The following is a 17,990-nucleotide window of genomic DNA, read 5'->3' as shown; positions in this document are numbered from 1 at the left end:
AAAAAATGGATAAAATTATAAAAATAATTAATATAGAAGTAGAGGGTGATTTGGGTTGTAATCACAAGTGGTGTTGTAATCCAGTCAACAAAATGATGGTTAAAAAAGATAAAATGATTTTTGTATATGATAGGGTGTGTGAATTTTGTCTTAGGAAAGAAATAGTAAAGTCTAATAGAAAAGGTGAAAATTTTAAAAGATATAAAAAATTATTATAGTAGTCATATTTAATATTATGACTACTAATTCTATTTGTTAACTTAACAAGAGGTGGTAATTTTTAAAGGTATGAATGAGGTGAGATAATATGGCAAAATTAGGCGAACAATTATTACAACCAGAATTAGGTTGGATGCGATATGATGATACTAATAGTAATATAGAATATATAAATATGAAAAAACCAAAAGAATCCTCTGCGTATAAAGGTGGTTATCATCATGAAGAAGATAAAGATATTAATAGCATTGTTAGATTTAATTTTATTGGCGATAAAATAAGAATTATTGGTGTGTTATCTAGGTTATGTGGAGCAGGAAATATAGAAGTTATTTTAGATGGCAAACATATAGGCAATTTTGGTCAATATAACAATAGTACAATATACCAAGTTTTAAACTATGAATTAAATAATTTACCATTCAGAGAACATTTTATTCAACTTTGTAGATTGGGTTCAGAAAGTTTTTATATTGATGCTATAGATATAAATGAAGATGGAGAATTAAAACCATATAATCCTGATTTAAATAAATTTCTAATAAAACAGAAGAGTGATTACTATTCAATTAAATCAGAATTTTATAAAAATGGCAATTACGTTCCTATTAAAGAGTTAAGAGATAAAGATATACTTACTCAAAATGATTTTAAAAATTATGGCGTGAATAATATAAATACAATATTTGAGACTATTAACACTAGAAGTGTTAAAGGTATTAAAAAAGGAGAACTGGGAGAAGGTAAATACTTTGAATTTAATTTAAATAATGATTTTATGAGTATGAGTGAGGTGAGATAATATGGCAAACGGAAATTTTGCAGGCGGAGATGGAAGTGCAAATAATCCATATTTAATAGAAGATGTTTTTGATTTAGATGCAATTAGAAATGGATTAGATAAATGTTATAAATTAATTGATGATATTGATTTAGATATAAAACCTTTTAATGAAGGCGAAGGATGGAATCCTATTGGTGGCTATGAAAATCCTTTTAATGGAAATATTAATGGGAATAACAAAATTATTAAAAATTTATATATAAATAGACCACCAAATACATTTCAAGGCTTATTTGGAAGGACTAGTAATTCAACAATTTTAAATTTAAACATAGTAAATGTTGATATTTGTGCATCCAATCTCAGTGGCACAATTGTGGGCGAATCCACATGTTATACAAATATACTAAATTGTTCTGTATCAAAAATAAATGCCAGATTTAGTAAATTAAGCGCAGGAGGAATATGTGGTGGCGTGGGTTATTCCTGTAATATAAAGAATTGCTATTTAAAGAAGGGAACTATACAATTTAGTCAAGAAAAACAGGTGTCTACTTTAATAGGTTCTATAGGTTTCGATTGTAATATTATAAATTGTTTTGCCATCTGCGATTTAATCACTTCTAAACCAATAGGCGGATTAATTGGTTTAGCAGATGGTAGAGGAGGTGTGATAAAAAATTGCTTTTGTAATGGAACTAATACAGTAGGAATATTAACAAGTAATATTAATGGAAATAAGTCAATAGTTAATTGCTTTTGGAATAAGGATTTATCTAATCAAAATTCAGATAAGGGGAAGGGTATAACAGAAAAAGAATTAAAAATAAAACAAACCTTCATAGACGCTGATTGGGATAAAGAAAAACTTGAAGATGGTACTTCTGTTTGGAAATTACAAGATGGTGAATATCCTAGGTTATGGTTTGAAAAAATAGAAAAATATTTAATTCAAGATAAAACCAATATTTTATATACACTAAATGAAAATAATTTATTACAATCTCCATCGCAAATATTAGATGAAAATAACTTTATAAATAATGGGTTTACAGATATTGATTTAGTAACTAGAGATTTATTATTGAGTAAATTTCAAAGTTTAGAAGGAATTAAGCTACTTGTATATACAGATAATTTAGAAAAAAAAGAATGCGAAATGATTTATAATTGTGAACGTTTTAGACCAATAGATAAGTTAAAAAAGAATAGTGCTACTTGTAATATATTATTTAAGAAAGTATAGAGGGTGATGTTATGGTTAAATTTTTAGGAGTTGTGAAACTAGGAACTTTTTATAAAAATGGTGAAGAGTTACCTTTACCTACTAAACCTTGGCGTTCTGGAGGTCATCCTTACAAGCTTCCTAAAAAAGGAACGGGAAACACTCCTATATTTACAGATATGAAAGATATGAATAAATGGGTTATAGGAGATACTTCTGAAAAAGAAGAAAATAAATTGAAATGGATAAAAATTAAAGATGGAAATAAAATTATATATATTTGTGATAGAAATATTTTAAATAGGCTTTCATGGAATGATTTAAATAACGCAGGATATGTAAATGGAAAAGAGATTGTAATAGATGGAAATAAATACTTGTGTAGATTAATTAATGGTGGAAGTGATAGAAGAAATGATGATGCATACGCTGGAGGATTTCCAACAAATAATGAGTGGGATAGATTTATAGCAAATGAAGATAATATATTAGGTTTACCTAAGCCACAAGACTATGATTTAAAAAGGATAGATAACACATATAAATCTTTTGATAGCGAACATAACCACCTATGGAATTGGTGGGGAAATGGTTCTTGGTATAATGTAGATAAGCGTGATGGAGATAATCAAATATGTTTTTTTAGAGGACGTTATTCGGCTAAATTTTGTAGTTACGTAACCTTTGATAAGAGATATGATTCTGCTAATGATAATTTTGGTTGGAGACCAGTTTTAGAACTAAACGTATTAGACAAATTTCTAATAAAACAGAAGAATAATTACTATTCAATTAACAACAATTATTTAAATTTAGGAAATATAAATAATAATGAAGAATTAAATGACTTAATTAATACTTATGGTTATAATGACTTATCTATACTCACTAACGAACTAAATAGCAAAAGAATACCTGTAGTATTAAAAGATGGTTATTATACTTCATTGGATGTTAATTTAAATGATTTAGGAAGCAACATAAATATTACAGAAGAATATAATAAAAAGTTTATTCAATATGATTGTGGTAAGTATAAAATAATAGATAAAATTAAAGAAAATAACAATGGTAGATTTGAAGTATTAATGAAAACTATTTTATATTAAAATAGTTTTTAAGTTCACAGAGGAGTGTGGTGATAATGAGCATAAAATTATTAGATAAAAGACCGTTTAATCCCGATGAATGCTATCCTTGGAAAGGGATGAGAAGATGTGCGTTAACAAAATCAGGGACAGTTTTCAAGTATCATAATAAGGATAATACAAATTTATGGGAAGACGGGACAAAGGTTGATTGGCTTGATTATGAAAAAAGTGGATTGAATTGTATGGTAGAAATACCTAAGTTTTATTTTAAAAAAGTAGGATTTAATGAAAATGACACAGATTTTGAAAATGGTCATGCTTGGTATATCAGCAGTATCCCTGATGATGGGTTTGAATTACACCCTGCATTTATGAGGTGCAGAGATAAATTATGTGATGACCCCACAGGTGAAGTAAAGAAAGTAGAATATAGATACGCTCCTGCTTTTTTAGGTAGTTTTATAAATGGCAATTTAAGAAGTTTACCTAATAAAAATCCAAAGGTGGAAATAACTATAAGTCAATCAAGAGATTATGCCAAAGCTAATGGTAATGGTTGGAGTATATTAGATTATAATTTATATTTTGCAATCCAGCTATTGTACTCTATAGAATATGGAGATTATGATAGTCAGACCGCATTAGGTAGAGGATATGTTGATGGAAATTTAGAAACTGGAAAAATAAATACTGGCGGAACTTTACAATATGGTAATCATAGTTATGGAGAAACTACAGGTAAAAAGCAAATGTCTTATAGAGGAATAGAAGATTTTTGGGGTAATTGTGCGTATTGGATGGATGGTTTTTTTAGGGGTTATAATAATATATTAATAAGCAATAAAGGATTTAATAACACAGGAAGTGGATATAAAAATTTTGGGGTAATTGGTACCTTTGTCGGTTATATTAGAAACATACAAATTAATAAAAATTGTGGGTTTATTCCGTCTAAAAACAACAAATCTGATCCAGGTAATTTATATGATTACGGAGTTTTCACTTGTAGTGGCTTTGCTATAGGCGGTGGGTGTTGGTGCCATAAAGATAATTCGGGCGTTTTCCAGTTTGATATTAATGGTGGGGCTAGTAGTATGAATGATACTACTGCTTCGGTTTCTTTTTAGTTTTTGTGATTATTTTGTTTATATAAGAATTCAATAACAAAAATTAAATAAGGTGAAAAAATTTAAAATAATAAAAATAATAATTTATATAAATAAATGGAGATGGTTTTATGATTTACGGGATACAATGGGATAGAAATGCATTAGATGGTAATGGACAAGTGCAATGGGTAAGGTGTAAAAATTTTAAACATTTAATAAAACAAAATAATAGTTATTACTCAATAAAAAATAACTTTATTACTCTTGGGAAGCCTATAGATAAAAATCAATTAAAAAACTGGTATTTTAAATACGGTGTAGATGAAATAAATATCTTAACTCAATACTTAAACAGCAAAGAATTTCCTATGACAAAAGATGAAAATGAAATATGGAAAACGGATTTTGAATTAAATTCAAACGATATAAAAGATAATATTATTTCGATGGATATTGATGATAATAAAAAACTAATAAAATATGATTGTGAAAGATATAATATATATGCCTTATTAGATGAGGGATTTGACGTTATGTCGTTAAAAAAAATATAAGTAAAATATTTCACAAAATTAACTTTAGAATTTTTTATTCGTTTAGTTTAAGGACATATAAAAACAAATAAAATTGTCAATAAAACTGTGTATTTTGGTATATAATCTATAGTTTTATTCATTTATATTGTCTATATTTTTGATACGATTTATAGTTAATCTAATTACAAAATATGGTAAAATATAAAGTGTGGTCAACTATTATTATTAATATTATTTATAGATATTGATAGTAATCGTTCGACAAATTATTGTATTCTGCCATATGGGGTGATAAAATGAACTTAAAGAAATGGAAAAATATTAATTTAGATAAACCTATAAAAGTAAAATTGTATAAATTAAAACAAAATGGGGGAGAGAATATGGAATCAGCTATATCTAAAAGAATTAATATACCTAAGTTCTCTAATAAATTGCATATAAAAAATTTTAATTCATGTATTAAGAACTGTTCTTTAAATTGTATTAAATATTTAGAAAATGACGGAAGTACAACTTTATCATTACAAGATTTTGATATTGTAGTGAATGAAGATAATTTTGAGAATGCAATTAAATCTATAATTAATGAATTAAAAGAATATGTAGAAGATTATATGAACGAATCTGAATATTGGTGTAGAGATAAAGAAAGAAAGCAGGAAGTAGATTTTTTATATAAGCTGTTTAAAAAATTTAATGATGATGAAATTAGAGATATAATAAGATGCCAAAATGGAGAGAATTAAAAAGATTTTGTGATAAGGACGGTTGGGAATTATATAAAAGTACTGACCATTATTATTACAGAAAAAAAAGTAACAAAGGTAAAATATTAAAAACAAAAGTATCAAGAGGTACAGGTGAAATAAAATATCATATGTGGAAAGAAATACTTAGGAAACAGTTGCAAGTTTCAGAAGAGTATTTTAATAGTGTTATTTAAAAACTTCTAATTAGGTAAAGATTAGGAGTTTTTGTTTTGTACAAAATTATAATAAATATATGGTGGTGATTAATATGAAATCTGAAGTAATGGAAATGAAAATCAACGAGCATACAGATACATTAAAAGAACATGATAAAAGATTAGATAAAATAGAACAGGATGGTAGAGAATTTAGAATAGAGATTAAAAACTTATGTGAGAATATAAAAGGATTAACAAGTGCTATCAAATGGTTAATAGGACTTGGAGCATCAGGTTTGCTTGGGTTCTTTTTTTATATGGTTCAGTATGGATTGCTTAAATAATTTATAGGAATATAGTGTAGGAAGGATATGATTAAATGTTACCGATTAAAAAAAAACTAATTAAGTACAATTATTCCAGTGGTAATAATGTCAAGTATATTGTTATACATGACACAGGTAATACAGATAGAGGAGCTAATGCAAATGCACATTATAATTATTTTAATGGAGGAGATAGACAATCTTCTGCACATTATTTTGTAGATGGTAACAATATTATACAAATCATAGAAGATTGGAATAAAAGTTGGCATTGCGGTGATGGAGGCGGAATGTATGGTATCTCCAACGGAAACTCAATTGGAATTGAAATTTGTATAAATTCTGATGGTGATTATAATAAGACTATTTCTAATACAATAGATTTAGTTAAATATAAGATGAAACAATTTGGTATTCCTATCAATAAAGTGGTAAGGCACTATGATGCAAGTAGAAAAAAATGTCCTGGCAGTATGAGTTCGAATAATTGGGCAAAATGGAATTGGTTTAAATCACAACTAGGTAGTAGCGTTTCCAGTCCAAATCCATCACCATCTAAGCCAACAGCAGTGGTTACAGCTAGTGCATTAAATGTTAGAGAGAAAAAGTCTACTTCTTCTAAAATTTTAGGTGTATTGCCTAATAATAAATCAGTTGAAGTATATAAAGTTGAAGGAGATTGGATTCACATCTATTACCCGCCACATGGAGGTTTTATTAGTAAAAAATATGTAAATTTATATAACATATCTGATAATATAGTTCAAAAACTTAATAAGCCGATAAAAAAGGAGGAAAAGAAAATGGATTTAATATTATATTTTGGTTCAGTTGATGAGTATGGTGCTAATTTATTAAGAGACAAATTAAAGCTACCAGTTTTAAGTTTGGCAGATTTTAAAGTCAATTCAAATTTAAAGAAAAATGTGGGAAAAATTTATATGGTAGGTGGAAGTGAAAAGCCTATATCTAATACTATTTTAATTTCCAACGGTGGTAGATTTGATACTGCACAAGCTGTGGTTGATTATATTAAAAAAATAAAGTAAATTATCATAATATAAAATAATTTAATTAAGGAGATGTTTATATGGATATAATGAATGGTTTTATTACTAGGGAAATGTTAATTCAACCTATGTGTTGCATTATGATTTGTTTCACATTAACTCAGTTAATTAAAGAAATTAAGTTTGTAAAAAATATACCTACTAAATTTATAGCAATTATAGTAGGTATATTAACTGTTATTTTTGGACATTTAGTAAATGATTGCTTTATGGTGAAAGATTTATACATAATGTTTATGAATGGTATATTTGTTGGATTAAGTGCAATTGCATCACACGATTTTCCTAATATGTTAAATAACAATAAAAAGAAAGATGATGATATACAAACTATAAACAATTTCTATAATACACCAATAGTAGAAAAATCAAATATAGCCTCAGATACTAAAGAATTTGATTAAAGCACCACACATAGTTATCGGGTTTCTATAAAGTATAAAATGGATAGGTATACCCCCTATCTGTTTTATGAAATGAATGTTTAATTATTATTTACATTTTAATATTCATTTATTTATAAGTGAATCAAAAACTAAAAAATATAAGTAAAAATAATATATCGATTCTGTTAAAAAATATAATTTTAAAATTTATTCAATCATGTTTTTATATTGGTATATTGTATTAAAATTTAGTTTTAGATTTAAACCAGCACAATAATTTAATAAAAATAGTGTTTTATTGAAATCTTCTAAAAAGTTGCAAATCGACTTTGTCAACAAACAAATATGTGACAGAATGTATATTTTGTAGTGTTTTTTTTAATACTCTATGATATAATAATATCAAGCCTTGTACATATGTTGTCAAAATAAAATACTTAGGGTGATATTTATGGATTATCAATTAAATCAGTTTAAAAAACATTTATTGAAAAATAGAAAAAGTGAAAAAACTATAGAAGTATACATTAGAGATATCAAACACTTCTTATTTTATTTTAAAGATAAGCAATTAAAAGATATTACAAATGATGATATAGATAATTATAAAGTATTTATAATTAAAGAATTAGAATTAAGTATAAAAACACTTAATAAAAAGTTAGTAGCAATTAATCAATATTTAAAATTTAATGGTATTGCGGTAGATATAAAACAAGAAAAGGTTCAGAGTCAAAACTTTTTAGATGATATATTCTCATCTTCTGATTTAGAAAGAATTTTAAGGGCTATTAATAAGAAAAATGATTTGCGTGCAAAAGCAATAATCATGACATTGCGTCTAACTGGAATGAGAGTTAGTGAAATGCTACAATTGACAAAACATGATATTGACAAGGATACTATTATTATATGTGGTAAAGGCAATAAATATAGAAATGTTTTTATATCAGAAAAATTAAAATTAGTCTGGCAACAATATGTTGCAGTTAGGATTGATAAAAGTGAAATGCTCTTTACAGGTCAAAAGGGAGCTATTACAAGACAGACAGTAGATAAAATTATAAAATACTATACTGGACAAGCAAGAGTAAAAAAATCAAAAGGACATGCACATAATTTAAGACATAAATTTTGTAAGGATTTAGTTGACAAAGATATTCCTTTAGATTCTATTGCTGATATTGTGGGACACGAGAATATTAATACCACACGAATTTATACTCGTAAAACAAAAAAAGAATTATTAGATATAATTAATAATATTTAAAGTTTAATATAAAACTTAATGATTTTGAGTAGGTAATGCCTACTCTTTTTTTTATTTTGTATTTTTAATAAAAGTGATGATAAAATGCAATATTTATATTTGATGAAAATGGCAAATTAGAAAATGCTTTAGAAGAATGGACAAGATACTTTAGATTGGGAATTTATTAGTACGATTTTAATTTAAAAACAATTTAATAATTATGTTATTTTACAAGGAGGAAAATATATGGCTAAAGTTAAAAGAATTAAATATTTTACCAAAGAAAAATTAGATTTAATTAGTAAAAGTAATTGGGATAAATATGAAAAGTATTTAAGAAGCAATATAATCAAAAATAAAGATGTTAAAAATACTACATACAAGGTATACAAAAATTATATGCAACATTTTTTAGTGTATCTAGCAGAAGAATGGGATAATGTTGATTTATATGATGCAGATTTTATGGAAAATGCAATAGACATAATGGAAGGTTTTATATTATTTTGTCAAGATACTTTAAAAAACAATAAAAAAGTAATAAATACAAAAATATCTGCTGTTTCTAGTTTTTATTTATGGAGTATGAGAAGAAGACATATAGAATTTCATCCGTTTGACAAAAGATTAGAAAGAATGAAAGGAGCAAGGGAAGAAAAAATTATAAATGCTTATTTCTTAACAGAAGAACAGGTAAGACAAATCAATAAAGGATTAATAGAAAATAAAGGTAATAAATTTGATTTATTAGACTTGGTATTATGGAATGTAGCTTTAGATAGTGCTAATAGAATTGGAGCATTAAATAGATTGACTTTATCTCAATTAGATTTAGACAATTGTTGCTTTAAAAATATTCGTGAAAAAGAAGGTTATATAGTAGATGTAAGTTTCAATGAAAATACAAAAGAATTAATTTTAAAATGGTTAGAATATAGAAAAGAACATATGGATAATCTTGAAATAGATGCATTGTTTATATCAAGATATGATGGGAAATATAATAAAATGACTAAAGGAACTCTACAAAGAAGAATAAAAAAGATTGGTACTATAATAGGATTAGATGACTTTCATGCACATTGTATCCGCAAAACAAAAAGTAATAGTTTGCTAGATACTGGAATAGACCCTAGCCTAGTTAGCCGATACTTAAATCATAAAGATATTTCAACGACTTTATCATTTTACCAAAAGCCGAAATCTTCTACAGAAATTAGAGACGAGATCAAAAATCAAATTAAGAATTTATCTAACATAAAATAAATTTCACTATATTTAAATATTTAAGAACAAATAAATAAATTTATAGTAGAATATTTAACTTATTCATTTTTTTTATTCTAAACCAACAGCAAAATTAAACGTTTACAAAAGAGGGTGAATTTAATGGACAATAATAAAATAAATATTGAGAAAATTAATCTTCCTAATACCCATATAACTAAAACTCAAGTTATGCAAATACTATATAAAGATTTACAAGACACACATACAGAATTCCATAATACACATACTTTTGATTTTTCTAAAGGATATATAAAGGGAAAAGAAGATACTATAAGAAAAATAGAATCATTGTTGCAACTATTAGATAAAACAAAATAATTATATACTTAATAAAAATAAATTATATAAACCAAAACTATAGAAAAGAAGAATAAGTCCAATGGGGTTGAAAATATTACTTTTTATAGTTTTGGTATTATATACAATATAATATAATTAGTCCCTTAATTATACAATATCTTTAGTAAAATGTCAAAATATAACCAATATTATTCTTTTATAAAATTATAAATTTGATTTAAAATAATTTCAATATTAATATTACTTTTCAAATACTCTAATCGTAATCCCTTCTCTCTGATTATATTTATAATTTTATAATACATTGCATGATTTAAATAATTAGTATATATAAATACTACATCTACACTATTAATTATTTTTGTATCGAATTGAAGCATATCGATGCTTATAAATTTACAATTAGGCAAATATTCTTTCATTTTATTTTGCCACTTAGGATGTCCTCCTACAATTATTGCGTTTAGTGATTTCAACTTATTATAGTCTAACATTTCTGTTTTATAGTCTTCGATATCATCTAAGTTAAAAATAAATTCCCTTAAAGGTATTATTTCAGATTTATAATCTTCTCTTTTATTAATTTCTAATTTTAGTTTTTTATTTTCTTTTTCTAATTTTTCCAATTCTAATTTCAATTTTTCGTTTTCATCTTGTAATATAATATTATTCTTTTTAATTTCTTTATTTTCAATTTCTTTGTTACTTATTTCATTATATAATTCTTCATCAAAGTTTTCAAAAAAATATTTTTTGGCATTTCTATATTCTCTATATAAATACCTTAGTTCAATAGCCGGATATATATATCTAAAAAAGTCATCATAGTTTATAGTTTCTTCATTTTGAAATTGACTATAAGTATAAATTAATTCTTGAATATCTCTTTGTTTAAAGTAATCATCGCCTATAATGCTTATCAATGAAATATTTTCCAGTTCTCCAATATACTCAAAAGGTAAAAAATTCTTATCATCTTTTGTTAATTTAGAGATATCTACTAGTAGTCCTTTTTGTTTGTCTATATCTAATCTGTGTGAAGAAGGTGTAATAGGAGAAATTTTTTCATGTGCTTTTAATTTTAATTCTAATTTATTAATCAATTCCTTTTGCTCTTTAGTAATATTATTTAAATTAATTCTATTAAAATTTTTATAATGTTCTAATCTCATAGCACAAGAATTAATATAAGTATTATACATCTCATCTTCTCTGTTGATTTCTTTTTCAAAATATGTAGATAATATCAATAATACTATCACATTAGAGTTAAGTTCATCATCAGATAAATTATCGATGCCTTTATATTTTTTAATCAATCTATTTAAGAAAATACTGACGTTTACTTGACTATGATTACAAACATAAGTATAAGTATATCTCCAGCCTTTTTTTAATATCAATAACACACCCTCTAATACATCTTCATCAAAATTTGTACCTTCTAATATACCTAATACTTTTTTAAAATAATATTCTTGCTCAACATTACCTTCTTGACTCATAACGTGATTGTAAAACTCGTTATGCTTAGCTAATTTAATAAATTTTAATTTATCGTTATTATAAATCTTATCGATATCTTTATATATTCTTTTATTTACACTTAGTGCTTCAGCAACAAACGGTATCAAGTTAATTTCCATTTTAAAAAATCCTTTCTTTTAATATTTAAAAATGACCATATATTAGTCATTATAACCAAAACATAGTCATTTTTAAATATTAAATATGTAATTCATTTATTTTTGTTTAAATTTTAAGCACTTCTTTTCTCCGGTGTTAAAATTAATTTCTATGTCATCAATAATTCTACTTTCTAATATTTTTTTATATATAGAACAGCCACCCTTTTGTCCTATTTTATTTCCTTTTTTACAATTGTTGCAATATGTATTTATGAAATTTTTATAATCTTCTTGATTATCAAATATACCTATGTGATCTGATACGGTTACATTTAATTCTATTCTAGGGTTTTCACTATCATAATAAATTCTATGTACTTTTTCTAAGACAATATTATCGTCTTCCCAAACACCACTAGATGTTAAAATATCACTTAACGATTTGAAAAAGTTCTGTGCATCCATATCTACTCTAGGAAAATAAAAAACAGTATCTAAATTTATAAATTTATCTTTAGGTGGTTTAATCCATCCTTGTTTTTTAATTTCTTGCTTGACATATTCACCAAAAGATTTTTCAAAGTCCTTAGTTGTTTTAGGTTTATATGCCATAACCATATTAAACTTGCCCTTCTTAACCGATCTATATGACATATAATGATTTACACTTATAAAATCTTTACATATCAATTTTAATACTTGCTTAGCGTTACCGATATATATCACTCCTTTGTTGGAATATTATTAAATTATTTTATATTATTAATTATTCAAATAACTTATCTTCAGGACACCATAATAGGTATTTACAATGTGGAACTAAGTATTTTTCTAATTCTGGTAAATCAGCTATTACCTTTTTTCTTATTTCAGTTGTTTGCCCTATGCACTCTATTAAGTGGTTAGCCTTCTTAGGATCATTAATTTGTTTTATTTTATAAATCCCCTATTTCATAGTTTTTCATAGGTTTAATAAATTTAAAAGTATCTAATATTTTGGTTTCTAAATTATTTAATCCATTTTCAGATTCTATGTAATGGTCGAACGTATAATCATCCAAAGCAATTTCAGATATATGCATTTGCTGTTTTTTAGTTAAAGGACTAATGAAGTTTTTTCTACTTACTCTTATTGTTTCTACCATGGTAGGGAATGCTTGTTTGACTAATTCTATTTCATTAGGGAATCTGGCATCTGTAATAAATATATAATTATATTCATCCCCTACTATTCTTATAGTATCTATAACTCTATCTACCCAATAGTTAGGTTTATTTAGTTTTTGTCTAACTAAGTCAGTCCCAATATATTGTAAAAGCTGTCTTCCCTTTTCATTTTTCGTACCACCCCATCCAAAATATTGTTTTGCTATGAATTTTACACAATCTCCATAAGCCACTCTTAAACATTTTTCATTGTAATACTCTAAGTGTTTTTTCATGATTTCATACGTAGAATCTTTTCCATTTCTTGCTTTGCCACTTATAATAAATATTTTTTTCATTTAATTATTTACCACCTTTCTTAAATTGTTTTATATTATGTTTTAATTGTTCTATAATTTCTTTATCTATATCATATTTGTAATTAGTTTTTTCTATAAGTTCCATAGCTTGTACATCACTTATTTTTGGTATATGTTTTTTTATAATCTTTATGTATTTATTTATATTCATAATATAGTCACTCCTTATATTTTACTATTAGATTATTTTTTATTATCTAACATTTTAACATAGATAGCCTTCATATAGATTTTCTTGTTTATCAGTATAAAAACCACCACATACACTATGATAGTTACTATCACAACAAATTTCTTCCCAATCTTGATACCCTATGTCATTGTCTTTTGCATATTGAATAGCCGTTTCTTTATCGTCGAATCCTTCACAATTAGGACATCTATAAATATCTCCTGCTTTTCCATTTATATCTCCATGACATATATAATCATAATTCCCATAACTATCTTGCCATTCTAATTCAGCATTACAATACAAACACTCCATATATATTCCTCACTTTCTTATAATATTATCATTTTATTTATTGTTGTTTAGATAAATTTGCAACTTCTTTTTAATTTTTAAAGTATTTTCCTCCATTATTGACAATCATATTACTTAATTTAAGCCATTTGCAGAGGTTTCAAAATTATATAATTTAGTGATTTTGGGTAGATATTATCTTGTCTTCAATAACATCTATATAGTCTTCCTTATCTTCTATATCTAAATCTTTAAACAGCTTTAATATATCCTTTGCCTTCTTTTCATTAGGACTATTTACTGTGTATTCATCTATAGCATCCAAAAAGTATTGCTTATGAATTTCATCTGACCATTCTGACAATCCATAATATTTGCTATCATAGTATTTTACAAAAGTTTTACTTACTTTATCTTTAGCCTTATCTTTTCTATAAGCATTCCAAGTATAAGCATCTGGGTTTAGTGCTTCTTTTACTATATCTTTCGTCTTTATCGTTTCTTTGTATTGTCTATAAACATCCACTAATAGAGTGAATGTTTCATTATTATTCTCAAGAAAATTCTTTATATCATCTAGATCATTAACACTTTTTTTCTTTTTTAATTCTATAATTATAATTTTTCTTAAATAATTATTAATCACATTACAGAATTCTTTTAAACTATAAAACTTCAAAGGATAATTAGAAAACTGCTCTTGAGAGTATTTCTTTCTTACTAATTTCAATATAGTTGAATTAATTCCATACTCTTGAGAAATTTTGTCAATATCTTTTCTGTTTTGGATATGTTCATAAATTAGTTTTTCAGGTGTAATTATTTCCATAACCTCATCTATGCTTTCTTTTATTTGATAATCCACAGATTCCTTTAAACTTTCAAAATAGTTATCATAATTAATTTTTATACTTTTTCTTTTAATTATATCTTCTACCATTTTCGTGCTTTCTTCTTTATCTATGCTTTTTAATATTTTTAATCTTACCGAACAATCTACTTCATATATATCATATACAATTAAATCTGAGATAATGGTCAAATATAATATATTTAATTCAATATCCAGTTTATTTTCTTCAAATTCTATATAATTACTTATATAAAAGTCCTGTAGTTTCAAGTTTATTAAATTATTTTGTTCCTCAAAAATTTTGTTAATTAATTGATCAATTAACTTAACTGTTTTTTTAGATATATTTAGTTTAATTGGCAAATTATCAACAAATATAGTTTTAACTTGTGGGAAATCAGAATGACACCTAATTTCCCCACCGGCAAAAATATCATAAAAAAACTTGAACAAAGAACTATTTAATAAACATGCTATATACTTATTATTAAGTGTTATATCATTAATTCTAATTGCATGAACACTTTTGTCAAAATATCTTCTACCATCATCAATTGTTGCTATAATTCTATCTGCTGTTTGTCTATATATAATTTTAGACTCTAATTCATAAACATCTTCGTTAACTTTTATATATTCACCCTTTTGAATTTCTTCCTTATAATTTTCTAATAAATACTTATCAGCACTGTAAGTTACAAATTTGTTTATATTCTTTCCACTTAAAATTTCATGATCATTAATATTACTTTTTTCACCTTTATAAAATACCTTTTCTGAAACTGATTTCTTATTATAATCAATTCCTGCATCTAAAGCCTTTCCAATATCAACTATCTTACTATTATTTTTGTAAATATCTAAAAATAGTATAATTAATGATTCTTCTAAAAAAGTATCTAAAATCATTAGAGGCATTTGTTTAAATATAGATTGTTGCACTTTCTTACATCCATTATTACTGAATAAATCACTTTCTTTATCATTTATTCTCTTTATTTTTGAAATGTCTTGTGTTGTACATAAATAATTTTCATCTATTCTTTCCTTTTTAAATATAAGTAACATTGTATTTTTTCTTACATCTTCAAATACTTTTTCACCTAAATTTACTATATTCTTAATCTTAGTATCTTCTATTATCTTTTTGCGTATATTTTCATTATTTGGATGGTTTAAAAAAGTAACTGGAAATATTAATCCACAATCTCCTTTTAATTTCAATTTATTGTAAGCCAACTCAATAAACGCAATAAAAATATCTGATTTTCCCATAAAACATTCATATTTATTCTCGATATATTTTTTATCTATCTTATTGCCAAATCCTATATACGGAGGATTCCCAACTATATAATCAAATCTATTACTCCAAAACTTACATAGTTGCAATATTTCTTTTGCTTCTTCCCTATTAATTCCTTTTTCTTTTTGTACTCCTGATATATCTTTATACTTTAAATTAAAATTTTCCTGATTTTCTTCTGTTCTTAAAAATTCTTCTTTATTACCAAAGAAATCTTCACTTACACAAGTCTTAGTTACATATTTATCTTTTAACTGCTTCTTTAAATCTTTCCAATCATAATCTTCTTCCCATTTTATCAAACTATCACATTCAATAATGTTTAGTTCATCAGTAAAATTGTCCAAATCCTTAAGAAGTAGATTTATAGTAGTTAATTGCACAGCAAAACTATCTATATCCGCACCATAGATACAGTGTTTTAATATATGGTAATGAATATATTCTTTTACCCAATATTCTTTTCCTGTTAATTCTATTTCTTTTCCGTCTTTTTTTATTGTATAAATTTCATCTGCATATTTTTCTTTTAATACATCAAGATTTCCTAAGAATTTTTCTCTTAAAATATCATAAGCCATTATTAAAAAATGTCCAGAACCACAAGATATATCTGCAACAGTTACAAAAGGCTTTTCTACAACATCTGCTTCTTCTACTGTATTTTTTAGTATGTATTTTATTACAAATTCTGGAGTATAAAATTGACCTATTGCTTTTCGTGTCTCTTTATCCATGAACTTTTCATAAACATCCCCTAAAATATTTCCATCTGTATACTTAAAATTAAATTTATTGGTATCTAGTTTTTCTATAATACTATTTAATAACTTTTCAAATTCTAAAACTAATTCTTTAGTACCCTTATCTCCCTCTATATACATTAAATTAAATACTTCATCTTTAAAATTAAGTATTTCATAATCATCTTTCTTATATAGATTTATGTTTTTATAAGATTTTTTCATATCATCAAAAGCAAATTTAATTAGTTCACCTAATGTATAATTGCTAACTAAATTGCATATATAGTCACTTGTACATTGTATAAAACCTTTATCTTTACATATTCTTACAAATAATATTTTATTTAATAAAGTATACGAGGCTCTATGGCAGAAGTTATCATTCCATGCTTTCTTTCCTTTGCTTGTTATACCCTTTTCTTTATATTCCTTCTCTATAAATAATTTAAAATTCTCATCATACTTATATTTAAAATCAAATAGTTTTCTATATACTTTAAATAATTCACTATGAATATTTTTTAATTCTGAGATTAATTGTACTTTATCAACCGTATTCTCAATATCCATTATTTATACTCCTTTATATATTGTTTTGAATTATATTTAGTAATCTTTCTTGTTACAGATACAATTAATATAGTTCTTCTGCAATCGTTGCTTTTCTAAATTACCACATTTAATGCATAAACTATCATATCTACCTATTGTTGAATGATAATCTTGAATAACTACATTATCTTTTTTGCAGTGTTTACAAGTCCCATAATCAGCCTTATATGTACAATAAGTTATTGAAACATCCTTGTTAGTATAAAACTGTTTCCCACATTCATTACACTCTATTAATCCCAATTCATCTTCATAATTATCGCCATATTCCCAACTATCCACAAATTCGTACCCACAAAATGGACACACAATCTCATTTGTAAATAGGTGATTTATTTCACTCATAATGAACACC

General features: G+C 25.1%; 20 protein-coding genes and 1 pseudogene. 14 read left to right on the top strand and 7 right to left on the bottom strand.

The features are described 5' to 3' along the window. Positions 1 to 5: 5 nt before the first annotated feature. The 14 genes and pseudogenes from EJL03_RS13100 to EJL03_RS13035 all read left to right on the top strand — a co-directional run bounded on the left by EJL03_RS13100 (position 6) and on the right by EJL03_RS13035 (position 10,516). Positions 6 to 218 carry a hypothetical protein gene (locus tag EJL03_RS13100; protein ID WP_125154424.1) on the top strand — a complete coding sequence of 71 codons (213 nt, stop codon included), beginning with the start codon at positions 6 to 8 and terminating at the stop codon, positions 216 to 218. Between the two features lie 89 nt (positions 219 to 307). Further along, a complete protein-coding gene (locus EJL03_RS16270) occupies positions 308 to 1,021 on the top strand; it encodes a cell adhesion protein (RefSeq protein ID WP_125154423.1) in 714 nt (237 codons plus the stop codon). A gap of 1 nt (position 1,022) precedes the next feature. Then, a complete protein-coding gene (locus EJL03_RS16470) occupies positions 1,023 to 2,249 on the top strand; it encodes a hypothetical protein (RefSeq protein WP_243108718.1) in 1,227 nt (408 codons plus the stop codon). Between the two features lie 11 nt (positions 2,250 to 2,260). Beyond that, a complete protein-coding gene (locus tag EJL03_RS13085; protein WP_125154422.1) occupies positions 2,261 to 3,337 on the top strand; it encodes a hypothetical protein in 1,077 nt (358 codons plus the stop codon). A 35-nt stretch (positions 3,338 to 3,372) separates the two neighbouring features. Continuing rightward, positions 3,373 to 4,446, top strand: coding sequence for a hypothetical protein (locus tag EJL03_RS13080; protein ID WP_125154421.1), 1,074 nt, complete (start codon positions 3,373 to 3,375; stop codon positions 4,444 to 4,446). A gap of 110 nt (positions 4,447 to 4,556) precedes the next feature. Further along, complete coding sequence (locus EJL03_RS13075) at positions 4,557 to 4,982, top strand: hypothetical protein (protein WP_125154420.1); 426 nt, start codon at positions 4,557 to 4,559, stop codon at positions 4,980 to 4,982. A 278-nt stretch (positions 4,983 to 5,260) separates the two neighbouring features. Continuing rightward, positions 5,261 to 5,713: a hypothetical protein gene (locus EJL03_RS13070; RefSeq protein WP_125154419.1), complete on the top strand. Its 453-nt coding sequence runs from the start codon at positions 5,261 to 5,263 to the stop codon at positions 5,711 to 5,713. Beyond that, complete coding sequence (locus EJL03_RS13065; protein WP_125154418.1) at positions 5,692 to 5,910, top strand: type II toxin-antitoxin system HicA family toxin; 219 nt, start codon at positions 5,692 to 5,694, stop codon at positions 5,908 to 5,910. Before EJL03_RS13070 ends, EJL03_RS13065 begins: the two co-directional genes overlap by 22 nt. Before the next feature lie 74 nt (positions 5,911 to 5,984). Next, positions 5,985 to 6,218 (top strand): hemolysin XhlA family protein, encoded by a 234-nt coding sequence (locus tag EJL03_RS13060; RefSeq protein WP_125154417.1) that lies wholly within the window; start codon positions 5,985 to 5,987, stop codon positions 6,216 to 6,218. Between the two features lie 35 nt (positions 6,219 to 6,253). Then, a pseudogene (locus EJL03_RS13055) lies at positions 6,254 to 6,934 on the top strand (N-acetylmuramoyl-L-alanine amidase); the annotation flags it as partial. A 356-nt stretch (positions 6,935 to 7,290) separates the two neighbouring features. Continuing rightward, on the top strand, positions 7,291 to 7,674 hold the full coding sequence (locus EJL03_RS13050) for a hypothetical protein (protein WP_125154415.1): 384 nt from the start codon (positions 7,291 to 7,293) through the stop codon (positions 7,672 to 7,674). Positions 7,675 to 8,107: 433 nt separating this feature from the next. Further along, on the top strand, positions 8,108 to 8,926 hold the full coding sequence (locus EJL03_RS13045; RefSeq protein WP_125154414.1) for a tyrosine-type recombinase/integrase: 819 nt from the start codon (positions 8,108 to 8,110) through the stop codon (positions 8,924 to 8,926). A 228-nt stretch (positions 8,927 to 9,154) separates the two neighbouring features. Further along, entirely contained in the window at positions 9,155 to 10,174 is a 1,020-nt protein-coding gene (locus EJL03_RS13040; protein WP_125154413.1) for a tyrosine-type recombinase/integrase, read from the top strand. Between the two features lie 123 nt (positions 10,175 to 10,297). After that, positions 10,298 to 10,516, top strand: coding sequence for a hypothetical protein (locus tag EJL03_RS13035; RefSeq protein ID WP_125154412.1), 219 nt, complete (start codon positions 10,298 to 10,300; stop codon positions 10,514 to 10,516). A gap of 170 nt (positions 10,517 to 10,686) precedes the next feature. Here EJL03_RS13035 and EJL03_RS13030 read toward each other — a convergent pair whose 3' ends face one another. From EJL03_RS13030 to EJL03_RS13005, 7 genes are all read right to left on the bottom strand, one after another. Further along, positions 10,687 to 12,144 (bottom strand): hypothetical protein, encoded by a 1,458-nt coding sequence (locus tag EJL03_RS13030; RefSeq protein WP_125154411.1) that lies wholly within the window; start codon positions 12,142 to 12,144, stop codon positions 10,687 to 10,689. A 96-nt stretch (positions 12,145 to 12,240) separates the two neighbouring features. Further along, on the bottom strand, positions 12,241 to 12,816 hold the full coding sequence (locus EJL03_RS13025) for a RusA family crossover junction endodeoxyribonuclease (RefSeq protein WP_125154410.1): 576 nt from the start codon (positions 12,814 to 12,816) through the stop codon (positions 12,241 to 12,243). A 245-nt stretch (positions 12,817 to 13,061) separates the two neighbouring features. Continuing rightward, positions 13,062 to 13,631 carry a deoxynucleotide monophosphate kinase family protein gene (locus EJL03_RS13020; protein ID WP_125154409.1) on the bottom strand — a complete coding sequence of 190 codons (570 nt, stop codon included), beginning with the start codon at positions 13,629 to 13,631 and terminating at the stop codon, positions 13,062 to 13,064. A 4-nt stretch (positions 13,632 to 13,635) separates the two neighbouring features. Further along, positions 13,636 to 13,803 carry a hypothetical protein gene (locus EJL03_RS16145; protein ID WP_164509084.1) on the bottom strand — a complete coding sequence of 56 codons (168 nt, stop codon included), beginning with the start codon at positions 13,801 to 13,803 and terminating at the stop codon, positions 13,636 to 13,638. Positions 13,804 to 13,857: 54 nt separating this feature from the next. Beyond that, a complete protein-coding gene (locus tag EJL03_RS13015; protein WP_125154408.1) occupies positions 13,858 to 14,139 on the bottom strand; it encodes a hypothetical protein in 282 nt (93 codons plus the stop codon). Between the two features lie 154 nt (positions 14,140 to 14,293). Beyond that, positions 14,294 to 17,593, bottom strand: a complete 3,300-nt coding sequence (locus EJL03_RS13010; protein WP_125154407.1) for an N-6 DNA methylase family protein — start codon at positions 17,591 to 17,593, stop codon at positions 14,294 to 14,296. A gap of 36 nt (positions 17,594 to 17,629) precedes the next feature. Next, positions 17,630 to 17,980, bottom strand: coding sequence for a hypothetical protein (locus EJL03_RS13005; RefSeq protein WP_125154406.1), 351 nt, complete (start codon positions 17,978 to 17,980; stop codon positions 17,630 to 17,632). Between the last annotated feature and the right edge of the window lie 10 nt (positions 17,981 to 17,990).

Source organism: Clostridium rectalis, assembly GCF_900626095.1.
Taxonomy (GTDB): Bacteria; Bacillota; Clostridia; order Clostridiales; family Clostridiaceae; genus Clostridium_AS; species Clostridium_AS rectalis.
The sequence above is the reverse complement of the archived record's forward strand: the minus strand, read 5'-3'. Positions and strand labels throughout refer to the sequence as shown.